The sequence below is a fragment of the Ferrimonas sp. SCSIO 43195 genome (assembly GCF_023716685.1).
Classification (GTDB): Bacteria; Pseudomonadota; Gammaproteobacteria; order Enterobacterales; family Shewanellaceae; genus Ferrimonas; species Ferrimonas kyonanensis.
Map to the genome: position 1 here is coordinate 3693482 of NZ_CP072679.1, position 22909 is coordinate 3716390.

At 56.8% G+C, this 22909-nt stretch carries 22 protein-coding genes; 9 read left to right on the forward strand and 13 right to left on the reverse strand.

The genetic code is table 11. The annotated features are described in order from the left end of the window. The first annotated feature begins 3 nt into the window (after window positions 1-3). Genes J8Z22_RS17060 through J8Z22_RS17075 form a run of 4 tightly spaced genes read left to right on the forward strand, consistent with a single transcriptional unit; the run spans window position 4 to window position 2676 of the window. Entirely contained in the window at window positions 4-789 is a 786-nt protein-coding gene (locus J8Z22_RS17060) for an outer membrane lipoprotein-sorting protein (protein ID WP_028114686.1), read from the forward strand. Between the two features lie 7 nt (window positions 790-796). Then, a complete protein-coding gene (locus J8Z22_RS17065) occupies window positions 797-2089 on the forward strand; it encodes a hypothetical protein (RefSeq protein WP_252007177.1) in 1293 nt (430 codons plus the stop codon). An 11-nt stretch (window positions 2090-2100) separates the two neighbouring features. After that, window positions 2101-2322 (forward strand): DUF2892 domain-containing protein, encoded by a 222-nt coding sequence (locus tag J8Z22_RS17070; RefSeq protein ID WP_028114688.1) that lies wholly within the window; start codon window positions 2101-2103, stop codon window positions 2320-2322. A 3-nt stretch (window positions 2323-2325) separates the two neighbouring features. Further along, window positions 2326-2676 carry a rhodanese-like domain-containing protein gene (locus J8Z22_RS17075; protein ID WP_028114689.1) on the forward strand — a complete coding sequence of 117 codons (351 nt, stop codon included), beginning with the start codon at window positions 2326-2328 and terminating at the stop codon, window positions 2674-2676. Window positions 2677-2765: 89 nt separating this feature from the next. Here J8Z22_RS17075 and J8Z22_RS17080 read toward each other — a convergent pair whose 3' ends face one another. Then, entirely contained in the window at window positions 2766-3185 is a 420-nt protein-coding gene (locus J8Z22_RS17080; protein WP_252007178.1) for a hypothetical protein, read from the reverse strand. A 211-nt stretch (window positions 3186-3396) separates the two neighbouring features. Here J8Z22_RS17080 and J8Z22_RS17085 point away from each other — a divergent pair, with 211 nt between their 5' ends. Both J8Z22_RS17085 and J8Z22_RS17090 read left to right on the forward strand, forming a co-directional pair. Beyond that, window positions 3397-4377, forward strand: a complete 981-nt coding sequence (locus tag J8Z22_RS17085) for a transposase (RefSeq protein ID WP_252007179.1) — start codon at window positions 3397-3399, stop codon at window positions 4375-4377. A gap of 343 nt (window positions 4378-4720) precedes the next feature. Then, window positions 4721-5377: an HAD family phosphatase gene (locus J8Z22_RS17090; RefSeq protein WP_252007180.1), complete on the forward strand. Its 657-nt coding sequence runs from the start codon at window positions 4721-4723 to the stop codon at window positions 5375-5377. Between the two features lie 106 nt (window positions 5378-5483). Here J8Z22_RS17090 and rssA read toward each other — a convergent pair whose 3' ends face one another. From rssA to J8Z22_RS17105, 3 genes are all read right to left on the reverse strand, one after another. After that, entirely contained in the window at window positions 5484-6416 is a 933-nt protein-coding gene (rssA, locus tag J8Z22_RS17095; RefSeq protein WP_252007181.1) for a patatin-like phospholipase RssA, read from the reverse strand. Between the two features lie 129 nt (window positions 6417-6545). Continuing rightward, entirely contained in the window at window positions 6546-7709 is a 1164-nt protein-coding gene (locus J8Z22_RS17100; protein WP_252007182.1) for a helix-turn-helix transcriptional regulator, read from the reverse strand. Then, window positions 7693-8679, reverse strand: a complete 987-nt coding sequence (locus J8Z22_RS17105) for a helix-turn-helix transcriptional regulator (protein ID WP_252007183.1) — start codon at window positions 8677-8679, stop codon at window positions 7693-7695. Before J8Z22_RS17105 ends, J8Z22_RS17100 begins: the two co-directional genes overlap by 17 nt. Window positions 8680-9054: 375 nt before the next feature. Here J8Z22_RS17105 and J8Z22_RS17110 point away from each other — a divergent pair, with 375 nt between their 5' ends. Next, window positions 9055-10614, forward strand: a complete 1560-nt coding sequence (locus J8Z22_RS17110; protein WP_252007184.1) for a SulP family inorganic anion transporter — start codon at window positions 9055-9057, stop codon at window positions 10612-10614. Window positions 10615-10934: 320 nt separating this feature from the next. On the opposite strand, the gene J8Z22_RS17115 is transcribed toward J8Z22_RS17110, so the two are convergent. Continuing rightward, window positions 10935-13889 (reverse strand): hypothetical protein, encoded by a 2955-nt coding sequence (locus J8Z22_RS17115; RefSeq protein ID WP_252007185.1) that lies wholly within the window; start codon window positions 13887-13889, stop codon window positions 10935-10937. A 498-nt stretch (window positions 13890-14387) separates the two neighbouring features. Between J8Z22_RS17115 and rihA the strand changes: the two genes are divergently transcribed. After that, window positions 14388-15323: a pyrimidine-specific ribonucleoside hydrolase RihA gene (gene rihA, locus J8Z22_RS17120; protein WP_252007186.1), complete on the forward strand. Its 936-nt coding sequence runs from the start codon at window positions 14388-14390 to the stop codon at window positions 15321-15323. 54 nt (window positions 15324-15377) lie between these two features. Here rihA and J8Z22_RS17125 read toward each other — a convergent pair whose 3' ends face one another. From J8Z22_RS17125 to J8Z22_RS17135, 3 genes are all read right to left on the reverse strand, one after another. Beyond that, window positions 15378-17027 (reverse strand): methyl-accepting chemotaxis protein, encoded by a 1650-nt coding sequence (locus J8Z22_RS17125; RefSeq protein ID WP_252007187.1) that lies wholly within the window; start codon window positions 17025-17027, stop codon window positions 15378-15380. 359 nt (window positions 17028-17386) lie between these two features. After that, on the reverse strand, window positions 17387-17710 hold the full coding sequence (locus J8Z22_RS17130; protein ID WP_156896941.1) for a hypothetical protein: 324 nt from the start codon (window positions 17708-17710) through the stop codon (window positions 17387-17389). A gap of 124 nt (window positions 17711-17834) precedes the next feature. Continuing rightward, complete coding sequence (locus J8Z22_RS17135) at window positions 17835-18419, reverse strand: MliC family protein (RefSeq protein ID WP_252007188.1); 585 nt, start codon at window positions 18417-18419, stop codon at window positions 17835-17837. A 204-nt stretch (window positions 18420-18623) separates the two neighbouring features. Between J8Z22_RS17135 and J8Z22_RS17140 the strand changes: the two genes are divergently transcribed. Then, a complete protein-coding gene (locus J8Z22_RS17140; RefSeq protein WP_252007189.1) occupies window positions 18624-19238 on the forward strand; it encodes an outer membrane beta-barrel protein in 615 nt (204 codons plus the stop codon). Window positions 19239-19347: 109 nt separating this feature from the next. Here the strand turns inward: J8Z22_RS17140 and J8Z22_RS17145 are convergent, their stop codons facing one another. From J8Z22_RS17145 to J8Z22_RS17165, 5 genes are all read right to left on the reverse strand, one after another. Continuing rightward, window positions 19348-19836: a DUF2059 domain-containing protein gene (locus J8Z22_RS17145; RefSeq protein WP_252007190.1), complete on the reverse strand. Its 489-nt coding sequence runs from the start codon at window positions 19834-19836 to the stop codon at window positions 19348-19350. A gap of 73 nt (window positions 19837-19909) precedes the next feature. After that, on the reverse strand, window positions 19910-20455 hold the full coding sequence (locus J8Z22_RS17150) for a DUF1131 family protein (RefSeq protein ID WP_252007191.1): 546 nt from the start codon (window positions 20453-20455) through the stop codon (window positions 19910-19912). Window positions 20456-20485: 30 nt separating this feature from the next. Next, window positions 20486-21418 carry an esterase-like activity of phytase family protein gene (locus J8Z22_RS17155; RefSeq protein ID WP_252007192.1) on the reverse strand — a complete coding sequence of 311 codons (933 nt, stop codon included), beginning with the start codon at window positions 21416-21418 and terminating at the stop codon, window positions 20486-20488. Window positions 21419-21488: 70 nt separating this feature from the next. Further along, a complete protein-coding gene (locus J8Z22_RS17160; RefSeq protein WP_252007193.1) occupies window positions 21489-22379 on the reverse strand; it encodes a cation diffusion facilitator family transporter in 891 nt (296 codons plus the stop codon). Between the two features lie 236 nt (window positions 22380-22615). Then, on the reverse strand, window positions 22616-22852 hold the full coding sequence (locus J8Z22_RS17165) for an RNA-binding protein (RefSeq protein ID WP_252007194.1): 237 nt from the start codon (window positions 22850-22852) through the stop codon (window positions 22616-22618). Window positions 22853-22909 lie beyond the last annotated feature (57 nt).

Below are 22909 nucleotides of genomic sequence, written 5' to 3' on the forward strand. Positions count from 1 at the left end.
GTAATGAGAGTACTGCTTGCTGCCAGTGTCATGCTGGCGTCGATAATGATGCCTCGGAGCGGTTATGCCCTCAGCGCCGACGAGGTGGTGGCCCAGGCCAACCTGGCCGCTTTCTATGCCGGGAACGACGGTCGCAGTCAGGCGAGGATGATCATCGTCGATGCCCAGGGGCGAAAGCAGACCCGTCAGTTCACCCTGCTTCGCCGCACCCTGGAGTCCGGTGGAGACCAACAGATGCTGGTGTTTTTTTCCCGCCCCTCCGACGTGCGCGGCACCGTATTCCGGGTCGAAAAGAAAGTCAGCCGCGACGACGACCGCTGGCTGTATCTGCCCGGACTGGATCTGCTCAAGCGCATCAGCGCCGGCGACAAACGCACCGCCTTTGTCGGCAGCCACTTCTTCTATGAAGACGTCTCCGGTCGCAACCTGGCCGAGGACAACTTCACCCTGGAATCTGAAACCGACGACTACTATCAAATTGGCGCCACCCCCAAGGCCCCGGACAGCGTCGAGTTCAGTGCCTATCGCGTCTGGATCGACAAGCACACCTGGCTGCCAAGCAAGGTGGAGTACCGTGACCAGCAGGATCAAGTCTACCGCCGGGTTGAGACCATTAAGGTGGACACTGTCGACGGCTACCCAACGGTGCTTCGCTCTAAAATCAGCGACCTGAATTCCGGAGGCTATACCCTGATGGAGTTTCGCGGCGTTCAGTACAACCTAGGCCTGCCCGAGTCGCTGTTCAGCGAACGCAGCATGCGTCAGCCACCGGTTAAGTATCTGAAGTGAGGGGGTCATGACCAGGAAACGACCGCACAGCCTGACCCTGATGCTGGCCCTGATCGCCACCGCCGCAGTCCACGCCACGGAGCCCGAGTGGGAGGATGACTGGGGTGACGACTGGGTTGAGGAGTCCACCTCCCCTTGGCAGCCCCTCAGTGGCTTCATTGAAGCCGGCACCGGCCGCCGACTGCAAACCGATGAAGCGGGCCTGGGCAGCAGCACCCTGTCTCAGCTCATCGCCCGTCTGGAAAGTGGCTACCAGGGCGAGCAATGGCAGGCAACGATGCGACTCGACGCCGGTTATGACGACGTGGTCGACGGTTGGCTGGTGGATGTACGGGATCTGTCCGTCAGTACGTCGGTCGGCGAGCACACCCAGCTCAAAATGGGCCGACAGGTACTGACCTGGGGGACCGGTGATTACCTGTTCCTCAATGATCTGTTCCCCAAAGACTGGCAGGCGTTTTTCTCCGGCCAGGAGGACCAATACCTGAAGGCGCCGGTGAATGCCATTAAGACCAGTTGGTACGGCAACCGCTTTAATGTCGATCTGGTGTACATGCCCAGATTCGAGGCAGACAACAGCATCAATGGCGAACGCTTCAGTTACTTCGACCCCATTAGCGGCGGCAAAGTGGCCCCCGGCCACAGCCCGAATGAACCCAGCGACGACGCCGCAGCAGCCAGGGTGTTCTGGAGTACCGGTCAAACCGAATACGCCCTGTATGGCTACTGGGGGTACAGCGGCCAACCCAAGGCCATTGACTTCGACTCTGGCTTTCCGGCACCTCAGTATGCCCGCCTGAACGCCTACGGTGCCAGCCTGCGTACCACCTTGGCCGGTGGCCTGTTTAACGCCGAAACGGCCTATCATCAGAGTCTGGAGTCCAGCAGTTCGACCCAAATTGCACCACCGGATCAAGTGCTGCTGTTGCTGGGGTACGAGTCTGAACTGATCACCAACCTGACCGGCTCGATGCAATACTATCTGGAGCACACCCGTCATTACGGCGACTACCTGAGCACTCAGCCGGACCCCAGCAAAGCAACCGATCAGAATCGGCACCTGCTGACACTGAGACTGGGCTACCGCGCCTGGCAAGACAAAGTGCAGCTGAACCTGTTCACCTTCTATTCGCCCAGCGATCGCGATTTCTACCTCAAGCCGCAGGCCAGCTACCGCGTCGACGATCGCTGGCTACTGAGCGCCGGACTCAACCTGATGAACGGCCGCGACAATCACACCTTTTTCGGACAACTGGATGACAACAGCAATGCCTGGCTCAGGCTGCGCTATCACTATTAAGGAGCACCACCATGAGCGGATTTTCAACCGAACGCGCCACCCAGGCATTTGCAGGGAGTATGGTATTGATTTCAGTAGGATTAACCCTTTGGGTTCATCCATTATTCTTCTGGTTCACCGTTTTCATTGGTGCTAACCTTATTCAATCCGCATTCACCGGTTTCTGCCCGGCGACCCTGGTAATGAAAAAACTGGGGATGCCGACGGAGAGACAGTTAGCTCACAGAGAATAATTCATGCTAAGACCCCTGATCGCCCTTATCCTGATACTGACCAGCTGGACCTCTTTTGGCAGCGAGCGCGCCGAACTGGCCTGGCAACAGATTCGCCAGCAAGAGGCGGTCATCATCGATGTCCGCAGCCCGGGTGAATTTGCCGAAGGACGGCTGAAGGGGGCCATCAACATTCCGCACGACATCATCGCCGATGAGATGCCGCACCTGAGCCTGGCCAAAGACCAGCCCATTGTGGTCTACTGCCGTTCCGGTCGTCGCTCCGGCATCGCCGAGATGATTCTGGAAAAACAGGGCTACACCAAGGTCACCAATGGCGGTGGTCTCAACGAGATGTTGGCCGCAGAGCGGTAAGTGTTCGGCCTGGGCCGTGGTGGCAGTCTCGCCGCCACCGCTCAGGCTTTTCTCCAGCCAATGTCTCCTGACTCCGCCTACACCACTCGCTAGTCGAGCGATTTCAAGACACTCTCAGTTATCACTCCTGACTGAAAGCACAATCTGATTTCCTGGGTGTACCGCAGGGCAAAATCCAGTTCAACATTGCAATCGACAAGCTCCCCCTGGGGCAGGGTAATCTCCCCGGAAAACCAATCCGCCAGCAGAGGTTTAGGTTCCGATAGCCGATACTTACCCTCTAAACCGATGAGATAAAGGCGGCCATGATTGATCTCCCAGGTCGCAATGTAATTACGCCAACAGGCCGACGACCCGACTATGCTCTCGAGTCCAAGGCGCCGAACCTCTTCCTCACTCAATGGAATAATTCGGCCGTCATCGATCGGAAAACCGATACAGACCGGCATAAAATACTCAGCCCCCTGATACACACAGCGATCTTTAAATTGCGTCGTCACTTCAGCCACCGTCCCTATTCATGCGTCCCTATTCAGACACCCATACTATCAACGCTCCCTCTAACCAGACACCCAGATTTTCAACGCTCAACCTATCTGCGCCTCACCCGCCATCAACCGCTTCCCCTAACCAGACACCCAGGTTTTCGACGTTTAACCTTTCTGCGCCTCACCCGTCATCAGCTACACTGTGCTCTGTGTTGGTTTCAAGGAAGAGACTATGCCCACCGCCAGGAGTCAGCAGGTATCGCTGCAAGATACCCCGTTTTACCATTGCGTCAGTCGCTGTGTTCGTCGCAGCTTTCTCTGTGGAGTCGATGACTACACCGGCATCAGTTACGAACACCGCCGAGATTGGGTAGAAAAACGACTACTTGATTTAAGTCAGTCATTTGCCATCGACATCTGCGCGTTTGCCGTGATGAGCAACCACAGTCATGTGGTGCTGTATGTTGATGCACAAAGATCGCATGGCTGGAGTACCCTAGATGTACTCACCCGTTGGCATCGGCTGTTTGCGGGAACCGACGTCACCCGCCGTTATTGCGACGACGAGCAGCGTGACAACCTGACTCGTGTCGAGCTAAACCAAGTAGAACGTAAAGCGGCAGTCTACCGCTCTCGCCTGACCGACCTAAGCTGGTTTATGCGCTCACTCAACGAGCACATCGCCCGCGAAGCCAACAAAGAAGATAACTGCTCAGGCCGGTTCTGGGAGGGGCGATTTAAATCTCAGGCACTCCTGGATGAACAAGCACTGCTGGCCTGCATGGCCTACGTCGATCTCAACCCTATTCGAGCCGGCATCGCCAACACGCCGGAGCAATCGGAGTTCACCAGTGTCCAGATGCGCATCCGCGCGGCATTGCAAGGTAAGCAACCTGAACAACTGAAGTCATTTGAGCCCAGAGATTCGGGCCTGCAAACACTCCCCTGCCATATCAATGATTATCTGGAACTGGTTGAGTTTACTGGCAGAGCCATCAAAAAGACCAAAACCGGCGTCATTCCAGCTCGTTGCGGCAAACTGCTGCAACGCCTCGACATCGACATCGAGTGCTGGATGGAGCTCACAGAAGGGTTTGAAGACCACTTTTGTCACTTAGCAGGGCGACTGCATAGCTTGCAGCACTGCCAACAAACGAAGGGTATGCATCGAATTCGCGGCTCAGGCAGTGCCAAACGTCTACTCGGCGCTTAATCACGGCCCAACTCCAAAACACCAAGCTAGCCAGTCCCCTCAAAGGCACCGTTGCGCCCGATAAAGGGGGCTCCCCTGGCTGCGCGCGACAAAACACACCGAGTACGACGTCGACCTGACAGAACCAACCAATTTCCCCTCTTCGGAACTGATGCCTATCAATTCTGGTAAACGCTTTTAACCTGAGTGTCTTTATAAGGGATTGATAAGGGATTGGGTGTCTGAATATGAGAGTCGTAAATAGGGGCTGGTAGTCTGGGTGTCTTGATATGAGGGATTTGTCAGTGACAGGGGTGGGGTTGTGGCATAATGCCGGCCTTCGCTCACTTTTGCTGTACGCCAAATGACATATCACGCTGCCATTTTCGACATGGACGGGCTGCTGCTGGACACCGAGCGCCTGTGCATGCGCATCTTTCAACAGGCCTGTGACACCCAACGACTGCCATTCCACAAAGAGGTCTACCTTTCCATTATCGGCCGAAACGCCGCCGGTATAGAACGGATCTTTCGACAGGCGTACGGCGACGATCTCGACCGCTTGCATGAAGAGTGGCGCTGCCGCTACCACGCCGTGGTAGAGCACCAACCGATTCCGGTAAAACCCGGCGTCATCGATCTACTGGAGTGGCTGCGAGCCAATGGCATCAGCATGGCGGTCGCCACCTCAACGGCCAAGGTGGTCGCCAGAAAGAAACTGAGCTTGGCTGGACTGGATCACTACTTTGACAGCCTGGCCACCGGCTGTGAAGTCAGCCGGGGTAAACCGGACCCGGAGATTTATCGATTGGCCGCCAGTCGGCTGAATGTCGCGCCGGCAAAATGCCTGGCCTTCGAAGACTCCAATAACGGCGTCCACGCCGCCGTGGCCGCCGACATGATCACCTACCAGATCCCGGATCTCGTCGACCCCAGTGATGAGGTGATTGCGCTCGGTCACACCGTGCTGCCGTCGATGGTTCAGGTGCTCGAGGATCTGAAACGGTGGCGGTCGCAGTGACACGCCTCGAGTCGCTCTCCCTTCGCGACTCGACTTAGAACCGAGCCAGTCGCGGCGACCGTGCACGCGGGCACCGCACAGCCAAGGGGTTGGCCTCGCGGGCGCCTCAGCCGAAGCGCTGCACTTCGGCTTCAATTTGATGCTGTATCCGCAGCACCGCTTCCTCGCCGGCGGCGATTGCCTCGCCCGCCCGTTGAAACTCCATGGTATTGATGTCGCCCACTCTGGGCATCACCAATGCCTCGGGCGGATCGCCCATCAACCGGGCCCGCTTATGCCGTTGCTCAAGAATCTCCATCGACTGGTGCATCACCGCCAGCATATTCGGCTGAGCGGTGGCGGCATTGGAGAAACGATCGGCAAACTCATTCACCAACTCCTTGCCACTGGCCAGCAGATCCATAAAACCGGTTCCCGATTCTTCCGGTTGTGGCTGTACCTGGCTGCTGACCTTGGTCAGGCGCACCGGTTCGGCCACCGACTGGCGCGCATCGCCATGCAGGTCCACCGCAATCACCAGATCCGCGCCCATGGCTCGACAGGCTGACACCGGTACCGGGTTCACCACCGCCCCGTCCACCAACCAGCGTTCACCAATCTGCTTCGGCTCCATCAAGCCGGGGATGGAACAGCTGGCTCGCACAATGTCCGATAGAGAACCGCTGTCCAACCACACCTCCTGGCCGGTGTAGAGATCGGTAGCCACCGCCACATAGGGTTTATTCAGTTGATCGATGTCGATGATCCCCAGGGCATCGCTGGCCGCCTTGAAAATCTTATCCCCGGACACCAGCCCGCCCCGACGCCAAGACAGGTCCAGTAGCCCCACCACATCCCAACTGGAGAACCCACGCACCCATTGCTCCAGTTCATCCAGTTTGCCGGCAGCATAGGCCGCCCCCACAAACGCCCCGATAGAGCACCCGGCCACGTGGGTGGGAATGATGCCGATACGGTTCAGACCTCTCAGCACACCGATGTGTGCCCAGCCTTTGGCTGCGCCGCTGCCCAGTGCCACCCCAATTTTTACATCCGCCATAGGACCTCCAGATTTCAGTCAACGCCCCAACTGCGGCGGCAAGCCCGAATAGAATTGCATTACTGCTTGATATACAAAGAATACAATCAGGGTAGGCCGGGAACAAGGCGCAAAGGAGAGGATGAAAGCCTATGGGGAAGGGGGCAAATCCGGGTGACCGGCCAGGGTCAACAGCGGATCGTGCAGGCGCGCAATCAACTGCTGCTGGCTGTTTACATTGAACTTTCTCAATAACGATTGAATGTGCGTCCGCACCGTGGTTTCCGCCACGAAACACTCATGAGCGATGGAGCGGGCATCCAATCCCCTGGCAACGTAATGCGCCACGTCCAACTCCCGGGCCGACAGCCCCATCTGCCGCTGCATCAGACTCAGGCTCAGGTGCTCAGCCTGCTGATGGCTTCTCAGCAACACCACCGCATTCAGGCTGGCATCCTCGAAGCTGTGGCTACTGACACACCAGGGTCGCACCAAGGCTTCCAGTGGTGAACTGCGACTGCCCAACATCAGCGGCGACAACTGCGGCACACTGTGCTGGTCGACAATGTTGCAGGCGCGATACAGCGCCTGCTGCAGCGCCTGTTGCTGTTGATGGTCACTGAGCACCAAACGCCCCCCACAAATTTTGCCGATGCCATTACTCAACAACAGCGATTCCGCCTCGGCATTGTAAGATCGTACTCGGCCTGAGGCATCGCACACCACCGCCCCCACCTTCATCTCATCCAGGTGACGAAACGGCCCCGAACGGCACTGCAGATGGTAACGACTCAGTTCATCCAACTGCAGGGTCTGAGTCAGGTGCGGCATCAACAGATCCAGACGCCGGACAAAGTCGGTATTGAATGGTGCCTTATCGGCACCGCGGAAGAACGACAACCGAAACACCTTGTCACTGCCGGGCAGACTGGCGTAACCGCCGCACAGATGCAGGATGCCATGATCGGAATTAAAATCGTTGTAGATCTCTGAATTCAGGTAGTTATCAAAATCGACGACTTCCTGAATGGCGTAGAACCTGCCCTCTTTCAGCTCCCGATTGACCATCAAGGCTTCGGCCACCATGTCCTTGTCATGGTAGTAGTGGTTGTAATCGGCAATGCCCTCAAAACCGACATCGGCCAAGCTGTCTGCGGCCAAGGTCTGCTTGTCCACCAGAGTCACCCAACCGGCATCGGAGCCGGCGTCCTGCAGGAAGGTCTCCAGCCAGTACTGCCAATGCCCGCCGTGCACCACCCCCTGATAGAGGTTGATAATCAACTCATTGACCTGATGCTCAGACAGTCTTGGCATCGCTCTCCTCCCCGGTATCGGTGCACGGCCTCAGCGGCGGGTACAATCCACTCCATTCCAAACCATTAAGGCCGCAGTGCATCTTCACCATCAGATGATTCAGGCTGCGACTGTCGGTTTTCTGAAGGATTTTCCTGATGTGGCTGCGAACCGTGCTTTCCCCAATGTAGAGGCTCTCGGCAATCTGCTGCGCCAACAGGCCATTGGCCAGCAACACCGCCACTGCGGCCTCTTTCTTGGACAAGTCGTACAACTTCTGAAAGTACTGTGGCGAAAAAGCCCGGCTTTGACCCTGGACTCGAATCAACATCAGATGCGATCCCGGCGGTTCGAAAAATGGCCGTACCAACACCTGGTAGCTGCGTCCCCACAGCATCCTCGGAACCCAGCAGGATTGATGGCTTTCCATCACGCTGGTCAGCGGTGACGGCAGCACAGGCGCCGATTGTTCAGACTGACGCTGAAGCAACTCGGCCCCCAAGGGATTGCTGGCCAGCAGTTGGCCACGGTTATCACACAGCAACGCCGCAGTATGATCCGCCGCAAGCAGAAACTGTTCCGGTTTAACACTGGCACGCAGCACGCTGCCCCACTGCACCAGGTGAGGCCGAAGCAGATCCATGGCCGGGTGCTGCCACAGGGCAGACTCGGCATCTGAGCCCAAACACAGCCACAAACCATAGGGGGTATCCTGGCGGGCAAACCAGCCAAATCGCTGCTCCACCCGGTCACAGTCGCGCTCGGACACCAACGCAGCCTTAAAGGCATTCAGGTTGTCACGGGCCTTATCATCATCGGCATCGCAACAGCTGACCACCTCGCGACCATCGGCAACTCCCACCACCGCCAGTTGCACGACGTCGGCTTGCAATATGGCCTGCAACTGCCTGCCCCAGGTGTGCCAGGGCAGTTTCTCGGTGCCCGCAACGTACAAGCGCTGTATCAGTGGATTGACAGATTCAATCACCACAATGATGCCTCCTTGACTCCCCTTTAACATCTTCGCAAACACCTGAAAAATCAACCGTTGCCGTCAAAAAAGTGCCGTCGGGAATATTTCATCAATAAAGGTGAGGTTAAACCTCATATTTGATGACGAAATAGATATATCCACCAATAAGTAATATTTTCCATATTTTTCATATGGATAAATGAGTCATCAATTTATTTATTACCGATAGAAAAGGCGAATACCCTCAAGCAAACTTTGACATATAAAGCTTCATATTCCATACCTTCACAAAAGCAACGAAAATGTAATTATTTTTGACTATCCTGGCCAATAATGTCAGACTGCGCGGCTTTTTAGTGTCCCATCAACCAACATACAGTGGTGAAATAAGCAATGTTTGAGCTTAGAAGTAATCCAGACGCGTCGGCCCGAGCCGATATCCTGTCGGGATTAACCGTTGCCCTTGCGCTGGTGCCAGAGGCCGTTGCCTTTGCATTTGTCGCCGGAGTCGAACCCAAAGTCGGTCTCTATGCCGCCTTTATGGTCGGACTGATCACCGCGCTTATTGGCGGCCGCCCGGGCATGATCTCAGGCGCTACCGGTGCCCTGGCAGTGGTGATGGTCAGCCTGGTGGCTGAGCACGGGGTTCAGTATCTGTTTGCGACTGTGATTTTGATGGGGCTGATTCAAATGGCTGCCGGCGCCTTTAAGCTGGGTAAGTTCATTCGCCTGGTGCCCCACCCGGTGATGCTTGGGTTTGTGAATGGCCTGGCTATTGTGATCTTCATGGCACAGCTGGGCCAGTTTAAAGTGGCCAATGCGGCCGGAGAGATGGTGTGGATGCAGGGGCAACAACTGTACGTCATGCTGGGCCTGATTGCCTTGACCATGGCAATCATCCGCTTCCTGCCCAAACTGACCACTGCGGTGCCCTCCTCACTGGCGGCCATCGCCACGGTAACGGCTCTGGTGCACTTTGCCGGCATCGAAACCGGTACCGTCGTGGACTTCCTGCGCAACATGACCGGCGACGCCAATGCCAGCCTGTCCGGTACGCTGCCGGAGTTTGCCATCCCCATGGTGCCGTTCACCCTGGAAACCCTGTACATCATTCTGCCTTACGCCTTTATTCTGGCGGCCATCGGCCTCATTGAGTCACTGCTGACCCTGACCCTGGTGGATGAACTGACCCAGACCCGAGGTCAGGGCAACCGCGAATGCGTCGGCCAGGGTGTGGCCAACGTGGTAACCGGTTTCTTCGGCGGCATGGGTGGCTGTGCCATGATTGGCCAGAGCATGATCAACATCAACTCCGGCGGCCGCTCGCGCCTGTCCGGTGTCACCGCCGCCCTGGCCTTGCTGGCCTTCATACTGTTTGCCAGCAGCCTTATCGAGATGGTGCCGCTGGCCGCCCTGGTGGGCGTGATGTTTATCGTGGTTCTGGGCACCTTTGAGTGGTCCAGTTTCCGCATCATGCGCAAAGTCCCCAAGTCCGATGCCTTTGTGATTGTGCTGGTGTCTGCGGTAACCGTGGCCACCGATCTGGCCATCGCGGTACTGGTGGGTGTGATCGTTTCGGCGCTGCGCTTTGCCTGGGAACACGCCACCCATATGGTCATCAGCAGTAAGGAAGATAAATTCGGCCGCAAGGTTTACCAGATCAATGGCCCGCTGTTTTTCGCCTCGACCTCCAGCTTTCTGGAACAGTTCGATGCCAACAATGACCCTCAGGAGGTGATTGTGGACTTTGGTGAGTCCCGAGTGTGCGATCACTCGGCACTGGAAGCCATCGACACTCTGGCCGAGCGCTACTTGAAGCAAGGCAAGCACCTGCACCTGCGCCACCTGTCCGACGAATGCCGCAAACTGCTGCAAAAAGCCGGTAACCTGGTCGAAGTGAATGTCATCGAAGATCCCACCTACAAAGTGGCGGTCGACGAACTGGGAGGCTAATCGCGCCCCTTTTCTCGCCTCTTAACAACGCCGTGGCCCTGCCGCGGCGTTGTCGTTTTCAGGCCACAAGCGCCTTAGCCACGCCAGGCTCTCCCTCTTGTCATGACAGCAACTGCCTATGGGAGTCGCCGCCTTGGACGGTCTGCGCCACGTAGAGACAACAACGCCGTGGTCCTGCCACGGCGTTGTTGTCTTTGGGCGGTAGCGCCGCATCCATCGAGGTGCATCGGCTACCAGCAGCAGTCACGAGGATGAGTCATCCCTGGGCAACCGCTGCCCCCTGAATACAAGAACGCCCCCAACCGGGGGCGTTGTCTTACTTAAGGGATGGTCACATCCACATCCAGCAACCACCAGACCTGAGCCTGGGTCTCTCCTCCCTCAATGAGGCCACCAGATTGGTAAGGCCGAGCATAGTGCACCAGCATCAGCGGCGTTCTCGACACAAAATGACCCGACGGCAAGCTGGCGTTAAAGGGATCAGCAGCGTTGAATGTCACTGTCACCTGAGACGAACAACTGTTGACCAGAGTGGAGGCCAGTGGCAATGCCAATTGAGAGCCATCCGGACACACCGAGGTCTTCTGCAATCTCAGCGTCAGATTCAAACAAGCCGTTGGCCGGTCTTTCAAACACACCGCCGTTGTCTGCAAGCTGTAGCCTCCGGTCAGGTTATCGTCATCCCCCAAGGTGGCACCATGGCGACCCAGCTGAAAGACAGAGAAGTAGCTGGCATCTTTGGCAGCCACCTGTGCCGGCGAATCAATCACCAGCGGGGTTCCGTCAAAACTCAGCGTGCTCTCCTCTCCGGTTCCCGCCTCATAGTTTTTGAAATACACCGGGACAATTCGAGAGGCAGATTCGTAGTTGCGGCCGCCATCATCGGTCACCAGAACGTTTATCGGTGTGCTTTGAGGGTATCGATGAACAACCAGAGTGCCGTCTTCCCGCAGGTCATAATCCGATGTCGCATAGTCTGCCACGAGTCGATAATGCAGGCTGCCCTTAGGATCGGCCAATGCAATCGGCGGCACCTGCATGCCGGGTACAAACGCTTGAGCGGTGGGGGCCTCAATTTCCAGAGAATCCGGATAGGCGGCTTTGTTTACCCGCAGCGTATACTCCAGGCTGGTGTCTTCGAAGTTACGGCTGGTCTCTGTCACCACGAACTTTGCCTCACCGGCATTGTTGACGGTCATTTGGCCGCTGTCGTAGTCCAGATCCACCACCTGTTGATTGAAGTCCAGCGGCAGGAACTGCAGCTTGCCGTCCTCGACTTGCCCGGTTACCGTCGGCGCCAGCACGGTCTTACCATCCTCAAAACGCGTTTCCAGCAGAGTCTGGTCCAACGACAATGCCGGATTCTGCGGCGCCTTGTCGATGGTCACCCGCATCATCGCTCCACGGCTACCATGGCCGGCGTCACCGGAGTCGGTAATGCCAATGAGGGTGGTGCCGGCATTGCGGATAATTAGGCGACGGTTGTCCTCATCAATCTCGACCACATCTTCGGGCTGAGCATTATCATAACGGTAGCTCAATTGGCCCAGCACACCGGAAACCGGAATCGACAACTGTTTGCCTTCAACAAAGGCCGCCGTCACATTGCCCACTTTCAGGGTGCCATCGGCATAAGCAACGTCCACATAGAACTGGGCCGTGCTACTCAGGTAGAACGCGTCGCCACTGTCGGTGACGGTCACATAACCGCGGCCGGCGCCAATCAGGGAAATGCTGCCATCGCCATTTTGGCGCAGCACGTCATCGCCCTCGACGCTGAAGCTCAGCTGGCCTCGATTGCCCCGAACCACAGGCGTCAACAACGCATCGTCTGCAAATTGCAGCAACAAATTGTCGGCCACCAGATCCTCATTCACCCTCTTATCGATGGTTACCTCTACCGTGGCACGCTGAGGCTGATAGAGACCATCTCCGTCGTCGTTGACCCACAGAGTCGTGGTGCCCGGCTTTAACATCCGTAGCAGACCATCTTGCGATACCGACACCACGTCCTCTGGCTTGCCGTCGACAATGCCGAAACTCAACTGGCCGTTGGCACCAATAACCGGCACATTGAAGCTGGCATCAGTCGCATAGGTTCGATGTATCGCCTCGGTGGTCAACCCAGAGCTCGGCAGTTTGTCGACACTGATGGTGGCGGTCACTTCGGCAGGCAGATGATCACGATCACCGCCATCGGTGATCACCACCTCGGCTTCGCCAATACCGTCGAAACCAAACACCCCCAGAGCGTCATCAACCAGGTGCACAACGCTGCTGTCGTCCTGTTTCAGGGCAAAGGTCAATGCGCCCCTGGCGCCGGAGGCCGGCAAGGTAAACTCGTCATCAAAGCCGTAATCCAAGGTCAAATCCTGCACCGAAAACGCGATGTTTGCGACCGGCTCAATGACCACAGAGAAACGCTGAACCGACACCGGAGTCACGCCGTCGGTGGCAAACTGAGTCACCTCCACCTGCGTCTGCCCGGCGTGCAGAATATCCATATCGCCGCTGTTGCGGTTAATACGAACCACATCCGCAGCAGCGCCCTCGGCAATGACGAACTGACGATGGTTCTGAAGCGGGCCGGCGTAAACCGGTTTCAACTTACCCCCGCTAACAAAGGGCTTTGGCGACAAATCGGCAAACTGAGCAACCGAGCCATCGGTGGCTTTGACCTGCACGGCGATGCTGGCCTTGGCTGGCTGGTAATTTCGGCCTCCATCGTCGGAAACGGTGACTTCTGTGGTTCCAACCCCCAGCACTCGAATTAACCCGGAGTCATTCACCTCCACCACTCCGGGCGCACCGGTCAATGCATAACTCAATGCGCCTTTGTTTCCCTCTGCCACCATCTGGTGTTCAGCGTAGGGCTGATAACTCAGCATCAGGTCACCCACTAACAGGGGCGCTCGGCTGGCTTTATTGATAACAACGTCGATGTAGGAGGTCGTCTCTTGATAGCGAGTCCCACCACTGTCACTGACTTTCAGTCGCGTGTGGCCCGCATTGAGTACCCGCACCTCATCACGCAGGGTCAGCGCAATAACATCGACCGCTTCGCCATCGGCAAAACCTACCCCGATGCTGCCTTTGCCGCCGCTTATCTGCAGAGGTAACAACAAATCCGATTGGTAATCATGGGTAATGGCCTCGACCTTAAGGCCAGGGTGTGGTTTTTTTTCCGCGGTATCCGTTGATGTTGCTCCCCCGCCACTGCCACCACCACAGGCGCACAGCAACAGAGGAAACAGAACTATTAATAGTCGTTTCACTAGCTACTATCCTAATCTTCAATATTTACTCTTCTCTTTTCGCGGCAATATTAATCCTAAAAACGCAAAAGACCAATCAAAAATCGTTCGTCAAGCAACTATTTTCAAGCTGCCGTTATCGCTTTCTACACCAGTCATTAAGCAAAAATAAAAAACCTTTTATATCAACCACATGACCCACAAGCTGAAAAGTAAAAACGTTAACAAAATAAAATCAATGACTACACAATCCGTAAAATATATGAGTTAACGAATACGTGAGGTTTGAATATTGATAAGTGGCAGATTGAAAGCTCGTTTAAATCTGAATGAATATGCTAACTCACCCATATAGTTAATCTAATTTATTAACCTTAATTAATTTAGTAGTCCATTAATTAACTGCCGCGACCAACACCGGCTTGACCATTCAGCCTGAGTTTCGCTACGCGGGTCACCTTTCCCGTCGCCAATTCCTGTTAGCGTTATTTCCCTGCGCAACATCAGTATGGAGTCTCAATGCGTACCCCTATTATTCTCGACTGTGATCCTGGCCATGACGACGCCATTGCCCTGATCCTGGCTCTGGCTTGCCCTGAACTCGACCCGCTGGCGGTCACCACCAGTGCCGGCAACCAAACCCCGGATAAAACCCTGAACAATGCCCTGCGGGTACTGACACTGCTCAAGCGCAGTGACATCCCGGTGGCCGGCGGCGCCATTAAGCCCCTGGCCCGGGAGCTGATCATCGCCGACAATGTCCATGGCGAGTCTGGACTCGATGGCCCCAAACTGCCAGATCCGGGCTTTGCCCCCCAATCCATCAACGCGGTAGAGTTGATGGCGGAAAAACTCAGAGCCAGCTCCGTTGCCGTCACCCTGGTTCCTACCGGCCCTCTGACCAACATCGCCCTGCTGCTGGCCAACCACCCGGAGCTGCACAGTAAGATTGAACGCATCGTGCTGATGGGGGGCGCGGCCGCCATGGGCAACTGGACCCCGGCAGCGGAGTTCAATATCTACGTCGATCCGGAAGCCGCCGACATGGTGTTCAAATCCGGTATTCCCATCACCATGTGTGGCCTGGACGTTACTCATGAAGCCCAGATCATGGATGAAGACATCGAGCGGATTCGAGCCATCGGCAACCCCATCTCCAATGTGGTGGCCGAGCTGCTGGATTTCTTTATGATCTATCACCGCGACCCCAAGTGGGGCTTTACCGGTGCGCCGCTGCACGATCCCTGTACCATCGCCTGGTTGGTGGCACCGGAGCTGTTTACCACCAAAACCTGCTGGGTCGGGGTGGAAACTCAAGGCGAGCACACTCAAGGGATGACGGTGGTGGACTACTATGACCTGACTGGCAAGCCGGCCAATACCACCGTCGCCATGGGGTTGAACCGACAAGGGTTTGTGGATTTGCTGGTCGAACGCCTCCGCTTCTACGGCTAACAGCGCCAGATCAAAAAGGCCGATCCATAGGATCGGCCTTGGGCTTCACGCCAACTAACTTACTCGAAAACGCTGAGTCAGCTCGGTCAGGCCGTGGGCCAGCTTAGCCAACTCCTGACACGCACTGGCCGTCTGCTGCGTCCCCGCCAGTACCTCAGCCGCCGTATCGTGAATATTGACAATATTGCGATTCAGCTCGGCGGTCACACTGGACTGCTCCTCGGTAGCACTGGCAATGTGTGCCGACATATCCCCAATTTGGCCCATGGCCGCATTGATGGCACCAATCACCTCACCGGTGCGGTTGGTCTCCAACACGCTTTTCGCCATGGTATTGCGACTCTGCTCCATCACCCGCTCGGCATCGGACGCGCGCTGCTGGGTGCTGTCGATGATCTCGTGAATCTGGGTAGTCGAGTCTTGAGTCCGGCTCGCCAGGGTGCGAACCTCGTCGGCCACCACCGCAAATCCCCGTCCCTGCTCACCGGCCCGGGCCGCTTCAATGGCGGCGTTCAATGCCAGCAGATTGGTCTGATCGGCGATCTCCCGAATCACCGACAACACCACCGCAATCCGGGAGCTGTCGGCCACCAATTGACGAATCACCTCGCTGGCCTCGGTCAGTTCCTGCGACGCCGCCTGAATGCTGGCCTGACCCGACTGGGCCACCTGCTCGCCCTCATTGGCCGAGATTCGAGCCTGGTTGGCGGTGTCGGCCGCTTCCGAGGTATTGCCGGAGATCTCACCGATGGACGACTGCATCTGATTCATGGCGGTCGCCACCATATCAACATCGGTACGCTGACGCTCCATGCCAGTGGCCGCATCCTGAGAAATGGCGCTGACCTCCTCGACGGCGGTCGCCAACTGGGTCGCGGCCGTACTCAGTTCAATCACCAGGCTGTTCAACTGACGCTGCATCTGCAGGCCGTCACTGGCCAGTTCCGCAAATTCGCGGGCGTGGAAACCGTCGTCACTGATGCTGGACGTCAGATCGCCGGCGGCAATCCGGCGCAAAAAGTCCCCCATGGCGCCCAGGGGAACCATGATGCTGCGCAGTAACAAAAACGCCGAAAACAGCAGCAAAGCAATGAAACAGGCGGACACCACCAGGCTGTACTGCGACAACTCACTCAGAGCGGTCACCGTGGTGCCTTTGGCCTGCTCCACCCGGTTAGCGGACAGCTGCTTTAACTGATCCAGTGTTTGCTGAACCTGCATGTACACCTCCCAGCTTTGCCGGGACGACAGGTAGCGGGCGGCACCCTGGGTGTCGCCGGCAGCATCCAATGTTAAAAACTGATCGTGGATGAGACTGTACTGAGCAATGTCGCGCTGCAGCTGCTGCAGCAATGTCTGCTCCTGCCCGTGGCTCTCTGCCAGGGCTTTGGCTAATACTCGCTGTTGATCCTGACGAAGATCCTCCAGATAGCTAAGGGCGGTATCCGGCATCGGAGCACCGATGTCCCGCCGCAAGATGTACCCCAGCTCTTCACGCCGCAGGCCGTCGAACCCAACGCTGATCTGACTCAGATCGGACTGGTTCAAAAAGCCCAGCTCAAGTTGGCCGACGGCGTCGCCAACCCGTGAGGAACTCAGGTAAATGGTTCCAACCACAACCAAAAACAGGGAAAACAAGCCAAGAAATACCCCGGCCAGCAATGCACGGATGGAGGGTGGTTGAAGTAATCGTGTCAATATCATGGATGCAGTTCTCTTTTAAAATGGCAACAAGGTTGCCGGGCAGTGGATGCATCCTGACCCTTGGCCTCAGTGAGGCCGATATAGTTATAGTGGTGTTGTTATACGCTGAATAGCGACGAAAGACCTTGATCTATTAACCGATTCCTATTTCGGCGCGGCAATTTCTCGATCCGGCTCGCACTATTTTGCTCAGCCAACCGACCCGAAGACGATCAAACTTCTGTCCCAGTTCGGCCAAACCTGATGATGCCGGTGGCAACCGGCAAGACGCCGATAGCAGACCCTCTGGTGCTGTCATAGAGACAGCCAACGCCGGAAAAAGGAAAACGGGGCGAACAGGCTTTCGCCCCAGGGAAGAGTTAGCGGGCTTTCACGCCGGCGGAGAGCAGTACCGACACCAGCGCGCAGGCGGCAATGCCCATCAACCCCCAGCCAACGTTGTCACCGATATCCATAACGTACTTGCCGGCCAGCAGCAAGGTGGCGACGGAAAACACCACCGCCAGGGCTTTCTGTCTGGCCCAGATAGCAATCGCAAACAACACGGGTAGTCCCAACAACCCGTAGGCGATGCCGCCCCAATGCTCTCCGGTTTGATAGAAACCAGCAAAACTGTTGAACGGCTGATAAAAGAAAAACGCACTGGCCAGCGCCAAGATTACGGCAACGATTTTTTTGTTCACGGCGTGTACAACTCCCAATGACATACAAAATTGCCTTGCATCATAGAGTGTTAGATTTATAAGAACCACCGTTCAAGCCGCTAAAATACCCCCTAGTCACAAAACTGGGTGCTCGCCTTCAACCTCAGTGATTGGCACCATGGCTCTGGCACAGCACCGCCTCAGCCTGGTAGCCCCAGGTCAACCTGACCTCCCCCTGATGTTCCCACAGGCTTTCATTGCGACCACGATAACGCACCCCACTGCCACTGGGCTGGCGAGTCATCAGCGACCGCTGTCCGTTGTAGTCGGCCACGAGCGTCGGCTCCGAGGTGGCATAGTGCCTGATCCGTAACGTCTGCGACGGTGTCGTCTGGCACCGAAAGCTGAGCCAGGGGCCTGCCTCAACCAGTTCGTACTCCGCCTGCAGGGTGACAATGCGCTGCCGATAGCTGTCCGCCATGCAGCGATCGGGATCGGCGCTTTTCCAGCAGTCATTGCGCCCCTTAATCCACCCCCGCTGCTCCGCTACCAGCATCGAACCAGGCTGACTCTCTGCCACGATACGCGCCTGGCGATACACTCGGCTCAATTGCCGATCCAAAGCCGCTAACGACTCCGACTGGCAGATGCGCGACTCCATGCTGCCGCTTTCCACCTGCTGGCAGTCAAAGGCCGGGCCGCTGGGTGTCCCCGGCTCGGCGCTGCAACCGGCTAAAACCGACAACACAGATAACACCATTGGAATGCCCCTGTTTCTCACACTTCTCTCCTCACGACAATACCCGCTGCCGGTTACCGCCCTGCAGTGGCAAGCTACCCGGTTAAGCAAAAGTTCAGGCAAGAATCTACCAACTGACCTAGGATAGGTTAAAGGAAAACATAAGTGCATGAACTAGCGATATTAAATTTATGAAAATCTAAGGGAGTGACCATGAAAGCCGTGACATTGATGACGCTAAGTGTGCTCTGCTGTGCCCCGGCATCGGCACAGTGGTTTGTGGCCCCATTTGGCGGCTACAGTTTCGGTGCCAGTGACTTTGATCTAACCAACACCGAAGAAGAACAAGACAGCGGTAATCTGAGCATCGAAGAGTCGAGTCACTTTGGCTTCATGACAGGCACCATGGTCGACGACACCGGCAGCGTCTACCTCTACTACAGCCATCAGGACACCGACCTTCGCAGCGGTGGCGCATTCACGCCACAACTGAGAGAAACGCTCAGCGTCGACTATCTGCACCTAGGGGGGACTCGCTACTACCCGCAGGCTCAGTTCAACCCCTACATCAGCGCCAGCATCGGCCTGACACAACTGCGCCCCGGCGGCGACCTGTCCAATGAAACCAAGTTCTCAATGGGGCTGGGCACCGGCCTGGAGTATGAGATCAGTTCGCGGCTGTCATTTTTCGCCGAGATTCGCGGCTTCGCGACCTTTACCGACTCCGAGGGAGGAATCCTGTGCGACGGCGAGCGCTGCGTCTGGAAAATCAAATCCGACATGTTCTGGCAGGGGCAGACCAACCTGGGACTGAGACTGAAGTTCTAAAGCGGCGCCAGCACTGCTGACCACTGCCGCTCCAGCGGCGGCAACCCCGACTCAAGCCCACGGCAGGCCGAGCCGCTGCAATGGGGTGCCCCGCCCAGCCACCGCGAGATCAGTGGGCGTGGCCCTCAGAGTCACCTTCCAACGCCTTCAGCCGCGCGTCCTCCTGGGCGATCATCTGCTGCAATTCGGCGATGTTCTGCTGCACTTTCGCCGCCCCCAATTTGGCCCCTTGAGCGGTCAATTGCGGCATCAGGGCAATGCTCTTACGGCCGGTGGGGGTCTGGTAAAAGGCGTTCAGGTCTTGCAGCTCCTGCGCCGTAAAGGCTTCCGAGTACATATCCACCAACAGCGGTTTCAGACTGGTGTAACTCATGTGTTTATGCAGAAACTGGCTCATTACCTGCTGGTAAGGTGCCATGGCCGGGTTTTGTTGTACTTGCAGAGTCAGCATCTGGTCGATGGACTGCTCCAGTACCTGCGCCATGCCCATGGAATCCAGCAGTCGCTCTGCCTCTCCCCGGGGATCGCCTGCCGCCCGAACCACCATGGTGGTCATCATCATCATCATCACTACGGCCACTCGCCAAATGGGTTTCAAGGGCACCTCCTGCACACACTGTGTCGATAACATCATGCTCATCGCTCAAAGGCAATGGCACTCCATTGATAAGTCAGTCATTGAACCAGAACATGGCCGCCAATGTTGCGCCCTTCAACACAAACTTTGGCGGCAATTCGCCATCGGGGCCGGGCCAATCATAATCAAACAGATAACGAATGTGGCCGCTGCCAGGCGCCGGACAGATCACCCGGCCGGACAACGCCTCCATCCCAGCCACGCACAGTTCGGTTCCATTCGGGTACACCCGTTCAAAACCATCGCCAATTCGGTGATCCAGGTAGGAGGCAATCTGAGACTGACGATTCTCAAGGCTGTATAAGCCTTTGTCGTCAAAATGAAAAATCAGTTCCTGCTGCTGCAGATTGACCACCCGCAGTTGCCGATGGCGCCCAGCCTCAGACAGCGGCCATTCCTCGAATACCTGCGACTCTGGGAACCGGCGCTGCACCTGGGTCCGCGTTGGCGCACTCAGCTCAAGCCCGGTAAGGCCCTCTTCGGTTAGGCGCAATTCCGACCCGGCGCAGGCCGTCAGAGCGGCGACGCTGATGCCCGCCAGCAGACAGCGTCCACGCCTGGTGCCATTACCCTTGCTCATGCTTCTCTCCCATGGCCACAGTGTGGCGCCTCACCACTGCAGGGCATCAAAGTCCGTCGATGGCGGCAGCAATGGCCGCCATACCCCGGGGTAATGCTCATCCTCAGTGGCAAAGCTCATGACGCTGCCGGCCACCCCCGCAGCCGGCCCGGAGAGTGCCTCCACCTTAAAGCCGTCGATAATCCAGCCCATGCCCCGCTTCTGAACTGGTCGCAACAGTGGTCCGGCCGGGGCCGAATTTAACTGTGCCACCGAGTAGATCAGCGATCGAAATGGACCGGCGTCGCCGCCGTCATCGGTGGCCGAAGCCCACAGAGTACCGTCAGCATCCAGATACAGATCGGAGATCGCCCGGCGTCCCGGGCGCTGCGGCCCCGGAGCCGTCACCCGCATCAATGGCGCATCCTGCCAGTTCAGGCGGCCACTCTGAGGCTCAAACTCCCCCAGACGCACTACCCCTTCGGGGTAGTGACGGCTGCCGCCACGCTCGGCAATGATCACCTTGAAGCCGCGATCCGATGCCAGACACACCATGCCTTCAACATTATCCCCCTCGATCCCGGGCTTACTGTCCACCCGTCTGGGCAACGGATACACCGCCATCACCCGGGCCCGTTCCCCCTCAAGGTGTACGTGGAAGACTCGGCCAAACCGTCCCTGCCAGGTACCGGACTCCGCCAGTAAAAACTCGCCATCCCGTCCCGGCAAGGCGCACAGCGACTCCAGGTCACTGGCCTGGCCATCGGGACTGTGCCAGTCATCGATACGCACCGGCCGATACTCGTAACCGGACGAGGGGGTCAACCGCACAATCCCCAGCCGCTCCCCCGCCGTATCACTTTTGCGGTCCAGCACCACCACAAAGGCGCGGCCATCCAACGGCGCCATGCCGCTGAATCCCGGCACCGACGCCCACACCGGCTGTGACAAGCATGCCACAGCCACCATCCACCAACGCCACATAGAGAGTTTCCGATTTACTGACAACAAAGTGCCCGGACCTCAGTCCGGGCCAGTTAGAGACAGGGGACCATCATATCCATTCCGGGTCATGGGTAAAGCTGACATTCACCCAATAGCCAGGCTGAATCTTCGACGCCACGTCAGCGACGCGATAACGGACTTCGTCCATCTGCCTCACCGTCATCGTTCGATGAGCCATCAACAGATTCAGCTCCACGGTCACGTTCCGGCCGACACTGACGGTACGCAGTTTAAACTGGGCGTCCAACTCGGCGGCAATGGCTTCAGCCTCCCGCCGCAGCGGCGCCAACTGCTTATCGCCCACCCGAAACTGCAACACCTCTTTGAACGCCGACACCAGGCTTTTCAATGGCAGCAGAATAAACAGGCTCGAGGCCACTACCAGCATCAGTGGATCCGCGTAGGGCACCAACCAACTGTACGCGCTTCCCTGCAGTAGAAAAGCCACCGAAAACCCCACCAGGACACCGATACTGAGCAATGAATCTCCCAGCCATTGGTTGCGCTCTGCCTGCAGCAATCCGGATGAAAGGCGCCGATTGCGTCGATCGATCACCAGGGTTACGACCACGCAGCCCACCGAACTTATCAAGGCATACAGCATCGCCGAAGAGGGGGACACATCGCGGCCACCGGCCATCAGATCGGCCAGGGCTTCAAAGGCTGAAAAGGCACACATGCCGATGAGAGTCAGTGACTTGAACACCACCAACAGGGGTTCAAAATGGGCTTTACCAAAGGGAAATCGTTCGTCTTCATCCGCCTGCTGTATCTGCTGTAATACCAGCAGAGACAACAGGCTCAGGCCCATGCTGATGAGCGAGTAGACTCCATCGAAGAGGATCATTGCGGATGAGGTTAGGAGCCCCCACCCGACCCCGAATAGGGCAAAAGCAAAGGTCACTGCTACCGATAATTGAAGGAGTCTCTGTTCATTCATAAAACCTGCTTAGTTGAGGGTGTTATCCATTCGTAGCAGGAATCGGGGTTAGTCCGAAGCCCACTCGCACATGACTTAAGTTCATGTAACTATTAAATTTTACCACAGTTTACGAATAAAAACTGACCCAGGAGATCGGCGCCAACCGTTATGCTGCAACAACCCGCCGCCGTTCCACTGCCCCAACCACAAAAAAGCCGCGCAAAGGCGCGGCTGCATGACACGTCATAACGACCTTAATCGGCCTGACGAATCTTAATCGGTTTACGCTCGACCAGTTTGCCATTGAGGGTAAACATCGCCTTGCGGGCCTTGTCGTAGCTCGGCATCTCAACAAAACCAAAGCCCTTGGACTCGCCGCTGTGCTCATCCATGACCAGCGTACAGTCGCTGACATCACCAAAACGCTCAAACAAGGCTTTCAGCTCAGCTTCGGTCAGGGTGCGGGCAAGATTTCGTACCAAAAGTTTCATAGTAGGCCGTCGTTATACAAGAAGGGGAAACACAATAAGCCGGCCATTATCCCAGAT